This window comes from Deinococcus aerolatus, assembly GCF_014647055.1.
Lineage (GTDB): Bacteria > Deinococcota > Deinococci > Deinococcales > Deinococcaceae > Deinococcus > Deinococcus aerolatus.
The window spans coordinates 11,953-26,220 of record NZ_BMOL01000006.1; the positions used below are offsets into that span (position 1 = coordinate 11,953).

At 65.1% G+C, this 14,268-nt stretch carries 10 protein-coding genes; 2 read left to right on the plus strand and 8 right to left on the minus strand.

What is annotated here, in order from left to right:
* Positions 1 to 3: 3 nt before the first annotated feature.
* From IEY31_RS07965 to IEY31_RS07975, 3 genes are all read right to left on the minus strand, one after another.
* Complete coding sequence (locus IEY31_RS07965) at positions 4 to 876, minus strand: MurR/RpiR family transcriptional regulator (protein WP_188970709.1); 873 nt, start codon at positions 874 to 876, stop codon at positions 4 to 6.
* A 524-nt stretch (positions 877 to 1,400) separates the two neighbouring features.
* Positions 1,401 to 2,246: a hypothetical protein gene (locus IEY31_RS07970; protein ID WP_188970711.1), complete on the minus strand. Its 846-nt coding sequence runs from the start codon at positions 2,244 to 2,246 to the stop codon at positions 1,401 to 1,403.
* A 31-nt stretch (positions 2,247 to 2,277) separates the two neighbouring features.
* Positions 2,278 to 3,606: a CHASE2 domain-containing protein gene (locus tag IEY31_RS07975; RefSeq protein WP_188970713.1), complete on the minus strand. Its 1,329-nt coding sequence runs from the start codon at positions 3,604 to 3,606 to the stop codon at positions 2,278 to 2,280.
* A gap of 270 nt (positions 3,607 to 3,876) precedes the next feature.
* On the opposite strand from IEY31_RS07975, the gene IEY31_RS07980 reads away from it, so the two are divergent.
* Together IEY31_RS07980 and IEY31_RS07985 are read left to right on the plus strand one after the other, a co-directional pair.
* Positions 3,877 to 6,462 (plus strand): CHAT domain-containing protein, encoded by a 2,586-nt coding sequence (locus IEY31_RS07980; protein ID WP_188970715.1) that lies wholly within the window; start codon positions 3,877 to 3,879, stop codon positions 6,460 to 6,462.
* A 544-nt stretch (positions 6,463 to 7,006) separates the two neighbouring features.
* Positions 7,007 to 7,864 (plus strand): hypothetical protein, encoded by an 858-nt coding sequence (locus tag IEY31_RS07985; RefSeq protein WP_188970716.1) that lies wholly within the window; start codon positions 7,007 to 7,009, stop codon positions 7,862 to 7,864.
* A 395-nt stretch (positions 7,865 to 8,259) separates the two neighbouring features.
* Here IEY31_RS07985 and IEY31_RS07990 read toward each other — a convergent pair whose 3' ends face one another.
* The 5 genes from IEY31_RS07990 to IEY31_RS08010 all read right to left on the minus strand — a co-directional run bounded on the left by IEY31_RS07990 (position 8,260) and on the right by IEY31_RS08010 (position 13,929).
* Positions 8,260 to 8,730: a hypothetical protein gene (locus IEY31_RS07990; RefSeq protein ID WP_188970718.1), complete on the minus strand. Its 471-nt coding sequence runs from the start codon at positions 8,728 to 8,730 to the stop codon at positions 8,260 to 8,262.
* Between the two features lie 489 nt (positions 8,731 to 9,219).
* Positions 9,220 to 10,446 (minus strand): S1C family serine protease, encoded by a 1,227-nt coding sequence (locus tag IEY31_RS07995; protein ID WP_229723414.1) that lies wholly within the window; start codon positions 10,444 to 10,446, stop codon positions 9,220 to 9,222.
* 331 nt (positions 10,447 to 10,777) lie between these two features.
* Positions 10,778 to 11,752, minus strand: a complete 975-nt coding sequence (locus IEY31_RS08000; protein WP_188970722.1) for a hypothetical protein — start codon at positions 11,750 to 11,752, stop codon at positions 10,778 to 10,780.
* 571 nt (positions 11,753 to 12,323) lie between these two features.
* Complete coding sequence (locus IEY31_RS08005) at positions 12,324 to 12,677, minus strand: hypothetical protein (protein WP_188970724.1); 354 nt, start codon at positions 12,675 to 12,677, stop codon at positions 12,324 to 12,326.
* Between the two features lie 427 nt (positions 12,678 to 13,104).
* The gene (locus tag IEY31_RS08010; protein WP_188970726.1) at positions 13,105 to 13,929 is read right to left on the minus strand and encodes a hypothetical protein; all 825 of its coding nucleotides are present in this window, start codon (positions 13,927 to 13,929) and stop codon (positions 13,105 to 13,107) included.
* Positions 13,930 to 14,268 lie beyond the last annotated feature (339 nt).

Below are 14,268 nucleotides of genomic sequence, written 5' to 3' on the forward strand. Positions count from 1 at the left end.
GGTTTACGGGGCGGGTTCGGCATGCAGGCCGCGCCGGGCCGCCGCCGCGCGGGAGAGCCGCTCGGACAGATAGGGGTCTTGCGAGACGTGCAGGCTGGTGAACAGGGCGTCGAGAATGGCGATCTGCGGGAGCTGGGCGGCCAGGCCTTCCGGGCGGTAGCGGTCTCCGGGTGCCGAGGCGCTCAGCGTGTGGTGCGCGCGCCGGCTCAGGGGCGTGCGGCCCAGGCCGGTCAGCGCCACCACCGTGGCGCCGGCCTGCCGGGCCAGCCGCGCGGCCTGGACGACGCGGGCGGTTTCGCCGCTGAATGACACGGCGATCAACACGTCCGTGGGTTCCAGCAGCGAGCAGGTGGTCAGGAACGTGCCGGGGTCGGTGGTGGCCCGGCAGGACAGCCCCAGCCGCAGGCCCCGGTGCTGCCCGTGGCCGGCGACCACGCCGCTGCCCCCAATGCCGATCAGCTCGACGTGCCGGGCGAGGGTCATGGCCTGCACCACGGCGCTGACGGCTTCGAGGCTCAGGTGCTCGAGCGTGTCGCCCAGCGCGGTGGCGGCCGAGTCGAACACCTTGCGCACCACCGTGACCGAAGCGTCATGGGGTTCCACCGCCAGATCGGCTTTGCGGCTGACGGCCAGCGCCCGCGAGAGCTGAAGCTTGAATTCCTGATACCCACCGAATCCCAGGTGTTGCACCAGCCGGACCACGGTCGCGTCACTGGTTCCCGCCGCCTCGCTGAGTTCGGCGATGGTCAGCGACAAGAAGCGCTCAGGGTTGGCCAGGATCTGGTCGATGACCCGGACGGTCGCCGCGCCCTGCTCGTCGCGGAGCAGGTGCAGTCGGCGCAGAACCGGGGCAAGGTGGGCAGGGGGAAGAGCCATCAGGAGACACCGCCAGAGATTGAAGGGGAGAGACACGCTGGGTTGTGGAGACCACCATGAATCTAACAGGATCTTTCGCATCTGGAAAGCGCAACATCGCGTTTTCTTTCGCTTCATGCTTAGTCGTTTCCAAGGACTGGACGTCGGCACAGGACCTACCACCCAAATCTGCCGTTTCCATGAGGCTTTAGCAGAGGACGGAGCAAAAGAGGCGAAATAATATTTCGTTTCCTAGAGAACCGACTAGAAATTTCACTTGACTTTCTGGTGTCTATAGATGAGGTAAGCCACGGTCACCGGATAGACAGGCCATAGCCATGACCGGTGGTGGCCTGAGTGGTCCGTGCCCTCTCAAAAGCTTGCCCCTACCGATGTGCTGCTTTTAGACCGCCCGTGTTGTCAATCTGGTTGGAATGGCCAGGGCAGTCTCCCCTCGCGCCTCAGCCTGAAGCTCGTCCCAGACTGCTGCCGGCCGCTTTGCACGTGAACGCTGGCACTGGCCCGCCTTTACTAACTCGGCGCGGCTACCGCTGGCCTCCAGCCTCTGGGGGCGGCACGACGAAACACGCACGGATCACCCCCAGAAGCTCATTTGCCGCGTCCTGCTCCCCTGCGTGTCTCAGCAACGAGTAGGCCGGCAGCGCGTACTCCAACAGGCCGGTCTCGAGAAGCTGCCGGGCCAGCGCTGCCGGCGCGGAGTCTTCCCCGTCCGTACGCTCGGGGAAGACCACATGCGACACGGCGCCGCGGTACAGCAGTTTCCCGGCGCCATCACGAATATCCATGTGGTCCGCGCGCTGCAGCGCGGCCGTCGGCACCGTGAAGTCCGCGCCGGGTGCCGCCTTTTCGGCACGGTACAGACGCCCGTTGATCCCGCTGGTCACCTCCAGCGCGTTCGGGTACGGACGGGAAGTCAAGGGAACAGCCAGCGTCTCTAGGAGATAGGTGTTGGGCAGCGCCACGCCCGGGGTGGGGTCACCGCAGCGGTCCTCCCCGCGGGACTCGGCATTCACGGTGCCGGCCTTGCGGCTGGACGGCACCCAGGAGGCGGCCAGCGACCGCAGACTGGAGACCAGAGAACGCGGCGCAGGCATCTGATAGCACTGTCCGGCAGTCAGCAGGCGCCGCACCCCGCCTTCAGAGACGGTGGCCGAACCTGTGGCGACGCACGCCTGGATGCCGGGCACAAGCTCACGCTGCTGGGGACCGTTGACCGGTACGCCACCCGGTTGAAGGGTTGCCACCGCGCCGGCCGGCAGCGTGAGCAGGGGTGGGGGAGCGGCGGCGGCCGTGCCGCACAGCAGCGCCGGCACGGTCAGGCTGAGCAGGAACAGGCGGCGCCGAATGTCGGAGGAAAACGGTGTGGACATGGCAGGCACTCCTTACAGGCAGGGACGTCGGTCAATTCAGCAGTTTGGTCATCTTGAGGGTCTTGGTGGCGAGCTGGTTGAAGCGCCGGCCGAGTGCCAGCCGGGCGAGTTCCAGGCTGACGATGGGCAGCGCGAAGTCGAGGAAGCGTCCAGCGTAGCGGTAGGCCACAAACGCCGCGGCGAACAGCAGCCCCCACAAGATGGGATGCTCGAAGACGTCCCTGAGCGTGCGCCGCACGCCCAGCCGGGCGAGTCCGCGGGCGAGCCGCTCACTCAACAGGGGTGCGGTCACGATCGCCAGCAGCATGGCCGTGAAGGCCAGCAGCGAGGACGCCAGGGGTGGCAGTGGAATCACCGGATGCCGGTAGGCCAGCAGGGTCATCAGGGCGTTGAGATGCAGTTCCACGCCGGGAAGCGTCCCCACCGCGCTGCCGTGCATGTCCATATTGTTGGCGTCCGTGCGGCCGATCACCACTAGGGCGCCGGGATCCAGCGTGGTGCCGGGTTGCGTGAGCACCTCCCGGGCCGAGATCACGCTGAGACCCGGCCACGTGGACGTCCGTGTCCCGGGCGCCGGCACCTCGTGAAAGACGATGGGCTCGCCGTACAGCGCCGTGCGGTAGACGTTCTGAGGAGGCAGGCTGGCACGCTGGGCGTCCGGACAGCGAAAACCGCCGGACTGGGCTGCGAGAAACAGCGCTTCAGACACTGGATACGGGCCCCCGGCCCAGCGGCGGGGCACGCGGCGCACCGTGTCACCGCTGTCGGTGATGACCGCCGGCGTGACCCAGCAGGCGGCGCCGAGGGTGGAGAGCGGCTCGCCGAACACCGCCGGCTGGGGCAGCAGCACGGGGAACTCCTGGGGGGTGCGCAGCACGCTCAGCAACGCCTCATCGCCAGGTGACCGGGGAAAGCGGGCCTGGCCGGTGCGGCCGAGCTCCGGTTCCTGACTGGGGGCGCTGAGGTTGAGATCCACGTAGACGGCGCGCGGCTGCGTCGCGGCGACGCGGCCCAGCAACTCGGCGAGCAGTCTCCGGTGAAACAGGTAGGGGCTGATGTCTGCGGCCTGCACCGTGGCATCGTCGATGTCGACGAACACCACCGGCGGTGTGCCAGGCGGCGGGACAACGGGGCCGGCAAAATGGTACTCGAGGGACGCGAGCGCGTCGTAGGCCTGATCCTGGGCGTCGGACAGGGTATCGGAGAACCAGCCCAGTCGCCCCTCCGCCGCCGCCCACGACAGAAACAGGAAGATGACCACCGCCAGAGCACTTTCCCGCAGCGCCTGCGCCCAGGTGCGCTGGGGCTCAGGCGCCTCTGCGGTTTCCGACGTCGGGGCGTCTGCCTCCGGCCCTTTCACGGGATGGCCTGCAGGGCTACCGGCCGCGCGGCATCGTGAGCCGTCATCTCGGGCGGCCCGCTGGAAATCCGGTGGCCTCTGGCGGGCAAGGTCTGGCCCCCCCGCTGTGGGGACGTCGTCTGAACGCGGTCACCGGCACGCTCCACCCCTGCGGAATGCTTGCTGGGGTCGTGGGCAGGAAGCTTGGGCGAGGGGAGTGGACTATGCACACGCAGATGGGCCCTCCACAGGTCGTGGTTTTAAAGTGAGAGTGGTATTAGGATAGCGGGTATGTTCCCCCTCCACAAAGCGACCTGCACCGGTTCGGGGCACGGCTCCAACACGGGGAGGGCCGCCCAGCAGGAGGGGACCTGGTGGCGCTGGCGGCGGCCCCGCCCGGCTGCCGTGCCGCGCCTGGCCTCGTTCTGCGGACATCTGGTAACGGCGCTGCTGTGCATGGGTCCATGGTCGGCGGCCGGGGCAGCCACACCTGCTGCTCCTGTCCAGGTCAGCCCGGTGACGGCATCCGACGTGACGCTCGAAGCGCAGGGTCTGCAGTTGCTGAACGGCAACCGGCTGACAGAGGCGCTCGCGGCGTTTCAGGCCGCGCTGCCGCTGCGGCTGGCCCGTCTGGGCGCTGACGCGGCCGAGACCGCCGCACTCCTCGGTCATCTGGGCGAAACGCAGTACCACCTCGGTCAGACCGCCATGGCCCTCGTGACCTTCCAGCAGATCCTTGCCGCCGTGGAAGGCCGGGAAGGCGGGGGCACACCTGCAGCCGCCGTGGCCCTGGCCAGCGTGGGTTTGTTGCAGCTGGAGCTGGAGCAGTGGGCCGGGGCCCGGACGACCCTCACCACCGCCCTCGCCCATCTGGACGCGTTGAATCCCACGGGCACAGTCGATACCGGCGTGGTGCTGTTCGGGCTGGGTCGTCTGGCCGTCCGACAGGGCGATGATGTCGGGGCGCTGGGTTTCCTGCGGCGGGCCCTGCCGCTGTATGAAGCGGCCCTCGGCCCAGACGCGCCGGAAATAGCCGCTGTGCAGGAGACGCTGGGATTCACCGAACTGCGTCAGCAGCTCATCCTTCCGGCCCGCCAGCACCTGGGTGAGGCGCTGGCGACCGTCCAGCGCCGCTACGGTCAGGACGCGCCGGCCGTCGGCCGCCTCGCCGGCGCCCTGGCCCTGGCCTACACCGACGCTCCGCCAGGCCTTCAGGACCACGGCAGGGCGATGACCTACCACCGGCTGTTTGCCCAGGCCTTCTTCGCGGCGCAGCTGGCGGCCTTTCGCAATCTCGACAGCGCCGCGAAGGTGCAGTTCAACGCCCTGGCCCGTGACCAGTTCACGCGTTACTTCGAGGCGGTTTTCATCGAGCGCATGGTGGACGAGGCGGGAAGTCGCCCGGTGGTCCGCGCCGCTTTCGAGAGCTGGCTCACGTTCAAGGGCTCGGCCTCCGCCCTGGAAAATGGCCTCTCGGCCCTGCTGTCGCGGTCCGATCCTGCGCTGCGTGCCCGGATCCGCAGCTACCTCGATCTGCGCGGCGAACTGGCCACCCTGTCCACGGCGCCGCCCCTCACGGTGCAGGACGCTGCGCGCACGGCGGTCCGGCTGGCCGAGCTGCGTGCGCGGCTTACGGCGCTGGAACAGTCGCTCTCGGGCGAACTCGGCCGCTTCCAGGACGTCTTGCTGGCGGGCCGCATCACGCTCGACCAGTTGCAGGGTGTCCTGCGGCGCGGCGAGGTCTATCTGGACTACGTCTGGACGGATACCAATGTGTTCGCCTATGCCTACACCTGGGATGGGCGCTTCGAGGTGCAGTGGCTGCCGCTAATGGGGAAGGTGGCGGCCACCTACGAGGCGCTGCGGCGCGGCGCCGAGGCTGGCCTGAGCGAGGACGCGCTGCGCCCCCAGGCCACCTTCCTGTACGACATGCTGATCCGGCCCCTGTCCAGCACGTTCCAGGGGGCCACGTCCCTGATCGTGTCTCCGGACGGGCCACTCAACTTCTTGCCATTCGAACTGCTCTCGGATGGGCGGCACTCCCTGCTGGAGCGCTTTGCGCTGCGTTACGTCCCCAGCGGACGTGACCTGTTGAGGCTGCGCCGCCGGCCCGCTGTGGCCCCGACCAGCCCGGCCGCAGTGTTCGGCAACCCCGCGTACTGGGCGGTGCCCCAAGCCCAGACACCGCCGCCCCCAGAGACCACCGGACGTGGGGCGGTCTCTGGAGGTGGTGACCCAGCCGGCGAGACCGCCGCAACCCTCTCTGAGGTGTTGCGCGGCACGGTTTTCGCGGCGCTGCCAGGGACCGGGACCGAGGCGCAGACGGTGTCCGCACTGCTGGGAAACGACACGCGCGTCTTTCTGGGCGCGGACGCGAGTGACCTCCAGCTGTTCGGGTTGAGCTCGCCCCGTGTGCTTCACATCGGAACGCATGGCTTTTTTCTGCAGCAGGCCTGGGAGCGCCGCGCGCTGCCCAATCCCATGCTGCGCGCCGGTCTGGCGTTGGCCGGTGCCCAGACGGCAGTCAGCGAGGGCAGCGGCGAGGGCCTGCTCACGGGACTCCAACTTGCGGGACTGCATCTGGATGGTACGGACCTGGTGGTGCTGTCCGCGTGTGAGACGGGGCTGGGTGACGCCGTGGCCGGTGAGGGGGTGGCCGGCCTGAATCAGGCGTTTTTGACGGCCGGCGCGCAACGGATTGTGCTGAGTCAGTGGAAGGTGCCGGACACCCAGACGGCCGAGCTGATGGCGGCGTTCTACGCCCGGTACACACGCGGCACCGAGGCGGCCGAGGCCCTCAGGCAGGCCAAACTGACCATGAAGCGGCGGGGCCTGCCGCCCCGTGACTGGGCGGCCTTTCTTCTGAGCGGTGGCTAGACTTGAGTTGAAATGCGTTGGCCGGCAGCCGGGTAGCTGGGTGTCGCGTCCCTGAGCCGGTGGCAGCGATGTGCCGCTGTTGGTCGACCATCGAACATCACTTCAGGAGAGAGTAGGCTCGTTTCCTCTCTTGAATGCCCTTTTCCTTGATGGGGGCTTCGTGGTGCATTGGTGTGTTGGATATGAATCTCGGCGCTGGGGGCCTCAGGGAACGGACTATGTTTTTGTCGGCGATAACTCGGTGGAGGTCTCCTGTCGCTGCATGCTCGGCTCAATTGGATAGAGAGGGAAGAGCCGCTGGGGCGGTGGTGAACGGGTGTCCGGCGTCGTATCTGTGGGATGGCCCGGGCGAGGTTCTGCTAAAGGGCGATGCCGTGTCAGGGGATTCGGACGCGCGTTAGATCGGCGTTATACGACGTAAGATCCTCATACCCTATTATCTGTTTTCCATGCTTGAGCACGCGCACAAGCTGACGGGGTGGGGAAGAGGATTAGAAGGAATCAGTTGTAATCTTTTGTCGTATAACGACTGTTATAATCAGCCATGCACCCCAGCGACGAGCGCAGCCAGAAAATCATCCGCGCGCTGCAGACCGCCGATCTCGACGCGCTGATTCCCCTGCTGGCCGGACAGTGGCCCGCCGCCACCATCCCCACCACCCAGGTCCATTCCCTGCTGCGCCACATCTTCGCCCAGGCCCGGCAGGACGCCCTCAACCTGCTGCACCCCCCACACGACTTCCACGCCTGGCTGCTGCAGCACGCCAGCACCAACGTCAACGCCGCCCCCGCCAAATCCAACACCATCCGCCTGCGCCTCTCGCTGCTCTCCACCCTGTACACCGCCCTGCAGGACCAGGGCCTGCTGCTGGTTCACCCATTGCGCGGCCTGCAGCGTCCGCCCAACGAACGCACCGGCGCCCCGCTGCTGCCCCGCGCGGACCTGGAACGGCTGCACCGCCAGGCGGCCTCCGACGCCACGCTGCACGCCGCCCTGGTCCTGATCGACCAGCACGCCTACCGGGTACGTGATCTGCTGGCCCTGCAGTGGGCCGACTTCGATTTCGCCACCGGCAGCGCCCTGCGTCCGCACGCCGTCACACGCCTAAACGACACTGCCCTGAAGGCCTTGCAGCCTCTCCTCACGGCGGCGGGCGGGGAACTTTACGCGCGAGGGCGGGTCTTTCCATACAAGCAGGAACGCGACCTGCGCGCAGCCCTGTTCCGGGCGTGCAAGGCGGCCAACGTGCCGTACACCCCGCCCGGCGAGCTGCGGCGCATTTCCCTGCGGGACTACCTGCACACACCACAGAGTGCCGGCTTCAGCGCGGACGACACCCGCCGCCTCGAGCAGGCCACCGCCCTGGCCCAGGGTCTGGCCAGCGCCCTCCAGAACGATTAAAACCAGCGCACCTGCCGAGAACGTCCCAGCATCTGGACCCCGGGCTGAACTTGCCCCGGTCTTGCCGCCCTTTCGTTCCTTCCGTGCAGCGAGTTAACCTGCGAGGACGACACGCTGACCAAGGGGCTTAAAACACCCGCGTCCGTACATCTGACACCGGATCAACTTGACCTTTCACCACGCTTTCGGCAGGTCTGTTGCTCCATCGTTAGGTCATCGCAGCCTGGAGGGCGCCCCTCTCCCTCTGGAGGCTGGGCGCCAGCGTTCCCGTCCTGGAAAAGCTGACGGAAGTCCGAGGCCAGGCGACGCAGTTCCCTCACAGGCGCGCACTAAACTGGCAAGACCCATGGAACCCTGGCCCTGTTCAGTGCCTCCTGAAGGTTCCCATAAATCAGTCAACCCCGTCCCAGAGCGAACATCGTCACCGACACTGCGCCCAGCACCAACCACGCGCCGATCAGGGTGGTCAGGGCGTAGCGCCTGCCTTTGTAGGTGGATACCGAATCCTCGGTGATGCCGTCTCCAGCGTTCACGTTGTAGGCCGACAGCTCCTCGTGGCTGTCGATCACGTTCTGCTGCTTGGCGTGCCAGTTCGTAATAACTTCCAGTGAGGCCTGAATGCTGGGACGGATGTTGATGGCCAGCGCAACGCCCAGCGCCGCGAAGATCAGCGGTGCCACCAGGCGGAACCACGTGCCCCAATCAGGATTACTGTTGTTCATGGCCGAGCCGTAAGTGATCAGCAAGAAGGACTGCGCGGTCAGAAAGGCGCTGATGCGGCTGTTGAGTTGAGCGGTCTCAAACTGCACCTCACCCCGGAAGAACTGGAGTCGGCTAAAGGCTTCGCTGGACTGGAGTTCGCTCATGGCAGATGCGAAGGTTAACATGACGGTTCGCCGCACGCACTGGCGCCACCCAGACTGATCACGACGCAGGTTCTCATCCATCAACTGTCAGGGGAGGCCAAGGTATCGACCGCGCTGCGGGACACGGACCAGTTGCTCGTTCAATGCTGTGACCATGCACGCACAGAGGTTCCCCGACACGTTGCGCCTGCCACATCCCCTCACCTACCAGACCTCCTGCGAAAGCGGGTGGGTCAGCGGCAGGTGTGGGACACGGACGAATGAAGCGGGCACTGAAGATGAACAGCAAGCACTTCAAACGGCGGACTGGGGTGTACCCGGAGACTCTAGCCGAGATGGAAGCGGTCTTCACCCAGCGCGAGGCGCAGAGACGTCTGGGTATCACCGGGAACTCCGTTGCATTAGCGGGCGTTGTCGTATGTCGTAAATCGCTGCTGGGCAACCCAGGCGGGAAATCGCCCACAACTGTTCAGCGTCAGGCTCTATTCACTAGAAGGACGCCGCATCCAGGGTCACCGGCACCTCGCGCTCCTCGCCGCCGCGCACCACGGTCAGGGTCACGGTGTCCCCCTGCGTCTTGTTGATCAGTTCGGCCTGCAGGTCTTCCAGGCCGTCCACTGGTTTGCCATCAATGGCCACGATCACGTCGCCGCCTACACTGACTGAACCGCCCTGGAACTCTTCAGTGCGGGTGCCGCCCTGGAGGCCAGCCGTGGCCGCGGGCGTACCGGGCTGCACATCTCCCACCACCAGCCCCGTATCGGGCAAATTCAATTGCTGCTTGCCCTGACCGTTGAGCAGCCCCAGACCCACCGGTACCGGCTGGCCCTGCGGCCCCTGCACCAGCAATCCTACGCTGACGCCGATCCGGGGCAGGGTTACAATCTGGCCTTCTGCCGCCTGCAGGCGCGGCAGCAGGTTCTTGGCCGCATTGATGGGAATGGCAAAGCCCACGCCCGCACTCTGGCCCACCCCGGTGGCCTGTCCGGCCGGTGAGAGAATCTGGGTGTTGATGCCGATCACTTCACCCGCACTGTTCAGGAGTGGCCCGCCGGAGTTGCCGGGGTTGATGGCCGCGTCGGTCTGAATGGCCTTTTGCGTGATGCCCTCGCCGCCGCCCGCCGAAAACCCGATCGGAATCTGGCGCGCAGTACTGCTGACAATGCCCTGCGACACGCTAAAATCCAGGCCAAACGGCGCGCCCATGGCGATGGCTTTCTGACCCACCTTCAGTGCGTCACTGTCACCCAACGGAATGGCCCTGATCAATGACTGTGCCATGCCTTCGGCGCGGATCAGCGCCAGATCGTACTGCGGCGCGAGACCAATGACTTTTGCCTCCACGGCCTCCTCCTGACCCATCACCCGGACGGTAATGCGGCTGGCCGCGCCACTTCCACCCTCGCCCGCCACGACATGGTAATTGGTCAGGATGTCCCCGGCATCGTTGACGAAAAAACCGCTGCCGACACCGGATTGCGCCTGACCTTCTTCGCCCATCATGCCGAAGGGGTTCTGGGCCGCTGCCTGCTGCTCGGTGGTGATATAGACCAGCCCCGGCTCAAAGCGGTCCACCACACTGATGGTGTTCTGCTCGTACTGCAAGCCCGCCCCTGCCGCCAGGCCCAGTGTGCCAGCAGTGGCGTCGGCGCTTGCAGTATCAGTTCCTGCGGAATTGGGGGGCAGCGCAGTGGTATTTGCCTCGGGGATCTGCACGGTTGCGGTCTGGTCTGCTGGCGTGCTGCACCCAGCCAGGCCCAGGGCAAGGCCACCCAGTAACACAGCGAAAGCTCTTCCTTTGATATCCATGCCTCCATTATCACGGGAGCGCCGGAATACAACGTAAGTATGCCGGGAAGACGAACTTCATATATGGAGAAAGTGTTGATGCAATACCATTAAGCCGTGATTACAACAGTTGCCCGCAAAAGCGTCCAATTCCCCGTCGCTCTTACGATCTGAAGCTACAAATTGATAGAGAACAGCAGGGGCCTTATCTTCGGCCACCTGCTGTTCTTTGTTATGGAGAAGATTCAGAGAACCGGGATCAGGACCGCTGGAAATCCCAGACCAGACGGTACGTACCGAATTCCTTCTCGACGCTGAACGACACCCGGCTCTGTGCGCCGCGCTCATAGATGTAGGTCAGGGCATAATCCAGGCCCGCACCCGTGTCGGTAGGGTTGACCAGCTTGAACCCCTGCGCCTTGAACTGACGGTCATAGAAGTCCATCACCTGCTGCAGGTCCAGGCTGGACCCCTCGATCCGGCCCATCAGGGTACCGTCGGCGTTGATATCCGTTTCTGTCAGGACCGATCCCTGTGGAATGGAGAAGCTGACCGTTCCCGCGTTGCTGGACAGGTTGCTCAGCTCGATAGGACCGTAGAGCATGTATTGCACGCCCGCGAAGTCCTTGGCACTGACGAGTGCGTTGCGGCCCGCAGCGGCATTCTGTTGCGGCGTGAATTTGGTGACGCCCACCACCGTGACGGGCAAGACACGGGTCACGGCTGTATTGCTGGCATTTGTTGTGTTGCTGGCATTTGTGCTGCCTGCCTTGCCCTGCGCCATCATCTGCACGCCGCTCAGGTCAAAAGTGGCGCGGTAGCTGTTGTTGCCCTGACGAACCAGGTTCAGACGAACCTGTGAGCCGCTCCTGGTATACACGGCCTGAGCGGTGTTGTCTGCCGTGTTCTGCGAGGTTCGGGTAAAACCCTGAGCGCGCAACTGGTCATCGTGATAGGTGTAGACCGTCTTCAGAGGCGCATCCACCCGGAAGGCCAGAACCGCCGATTGCTTATCGTACTTGCTGCCGACCACCTTGGCCTGTGGGTGGGCCGAGACCCGCAAGGTGGTGGACTGGTTGCTCAGGCTGCCCAGTTCGCCCGGGCCATAGAGGGTCCAGGCCAAGCCATTGGTGGTGCCAGACAGGACAGCCTGCTGGGCCAAGGCCACGGGAGAGAAAGCGAGAACGGCGGTCAGCGCCACAGCGCCAGCATTCCGAATCATTTTGTTGTTCATAGAAACTCCTTCCTTGGTTTAGTGAACGAATAAACCAGATGACCAGATGTTGGTGATCTGCCGTGACCCTAACGAGGCGCTGCCTTCAGAACATGAAATGAAGGGACAAAAAAAATTCTTCATTTCACGAAAGCGAAGGTTTAATTGATTGCCCATCAATTGCACAAAGAATGAACAGGTATTCAGGCAAAATGTTGTTTCAGGATCTTCTTCGGCCCTCAAACAGATCCCCGAATGAAGAAGCGTCCATGCTTCAGCCATGAGGGCTCATTTTAGTCTGCTCAGAAGTCTCCATTATTTCTTTAAAAAGTCTGGTCCTCATCATTCTGAGAACGTGCCGTCAACTTTAGGGCGAATACCCAGGTTTTCAGGGGTGGTTTGTGCCTCTGACCGAAGCGGCTGCGCGTAGCCCAGAGCGCACCAGTAGGGGACAGTGGCTGAAGGCGCCTAGGCCTCGGTGGACACCACGTCGCCGCCCCAGACGTGATTGAGCCGGGTGACGCCCAGCTGGGCAGCACAGGTAAAGCCAAAGCCCGCAATTGGGTGTGCAACTCACCGCTGATCGGGGCGTTCATATAACCGCCGACACCACCGCGCCCGGCACTGCCGCCTGCACCTGCCGCACGGCCCCTGGCACTTCCCGCCAGAGTTGCAAACGCCCCGCCGCCCGTTCCAGCAGGGTGCGGGGTTCGCCAGGCCGGGCGATGTCAGTGAGCAGGGCCAGAGTGGGCATCTGGAGATGGGGATTGATGACCATCACGTCACCCGCCGACACGCGCAGGCGTGTCACCAGCACAGCGTGACCCGTTTCAGGAAAGCGTAGCGTCCGGCTGAAGCGCAAGGACGAGCGCGTCAGGATCACCAGTTCTCCCTGACGCGCTGTGGCCCAGCGGGCAGAAGCGGCGCACCCGCGCGGGGTAAGCATCTTCAGGATGGTCGTTGACCACGGCTTCTTGCAGAACCACCACATCCGCCGCTTCCAGCTCGGCCAGCGCGGCGATCTACGCCAGATCGGCAGAGGCGCCCAGTGTGTTCAGGCTGAGCAGGGTGATGGGAGCCGCGAGCATAGGCACGCGCCGGGAAGGACCCAGCCCACTTGAAGAATCATAAAAGCCGCGGCCACCGCGACATTCCAGATCACTCAGCCAGCCTGTCCCACGCGCCACGCCAGCCTGACCAATCCGGCGAACGCAGGCAGCAACAGTTGCGGCAGAACCAGGTCCAGGGCCGCCACCCACCACCAGCACGGTCAGCGCAACCGAAGAGCGGTGCGGGGATCTGGGCCGTGTGCCCTCAACCTCATGGCCGCCGCTAAATCGAATGGGCGGTCAGGCCGCTTGCCAGGACACGGTTCACGGTTCGAGGGTGACCCTGGACCGCGACGTCGCGTCGGAGGCCGTCAGGGTCAGGCGGTAGGTCTGGCCTGAGCGGGCGAGTTGATAGGTGCGCGACAGCTCACCGCTGTCCCGCTCCACCGTCTCAACGAAGCCCTGCGCCTGGAAGAACGGCAGGTAATAATCCTCCAGCTCCTGCAGCGTGTACATGCCGTAGAACAGCAGACTGGCCTCACGGTCACGGTAACTGGCGCTGTCGATCAACACGTTGCCGGGCGGCGTCAGAAAAATCCGGCCGGGCACAATCTGCACCGTCTTCAGGTCGATGGGTTCAGCGTACACCCGCAGGTTGTCTGGAGCCTCACCCACCAGCAGGCGCCCGGGCAGCGCCCCGCCCCGGAACTGGTACAGGGCCTGAATAGCTCCCGTGGCCCCCTTGAGCACCTGCACCTCGATCAACCGGTCCATGCGGCGCAGCAGGGCGCGGGCGCGCGCCTCGTCCGGGTAGATCACGCGGTAGGTCAGTTCAAAGCCCTGCCGCTGAAGTTGCTCGGTCGCAAAGGCCAGCGCATTCTGGGCACTCAGCCCTGACGTGGGGCGGTAGGTGAGCAAGGCCGTGCGGGAGCCGTCGTCGTACCGGGTGCCCAGCACCCTGACTCCGGCCGGGGCACTGAGCCGCAGGCGGTTGTCGCCCGCCTGCAGATCGGTCAGGCCACCGGCGTACAGGCCCCAGGGCAGGGTGCCGGTGGTGCCGCTCAGCAGGGGAGCGGGGGTGGTCTGAGCAACGGCGGGCAGCGGGGCGCAGGCCAGCAGGGCCGCGAACACAAGGGCTTTCTGGTTCATGGTAAACCTCCAGGCCATTCACCGTACCCCGTTACCAGCCACTGTCCAGCCCTTTGACAATGTCCCCTCAAGGGTCAGAGCGACTGGAACTGATCCTCTAATGCCCCCGCAGCAACGCCTGATGGTGGCACTGATCCTCACGCGCCCCTTGAGGTACAGCGCAGGCAAATAACGCGTTGTAGCGGTGGAGCTCTGTACCGGACAACTTCACTTCAAGCGGCACCTGGCACAGGAAAAGGAGGGGCCAGCAGCCCGATGAATTCACCTGACTCCGGCGGATCCCAACGCAAGGCTTCGGCGCCGTACCGCACGAGGCTCATGGCCGAGCGGGCAGGGTCG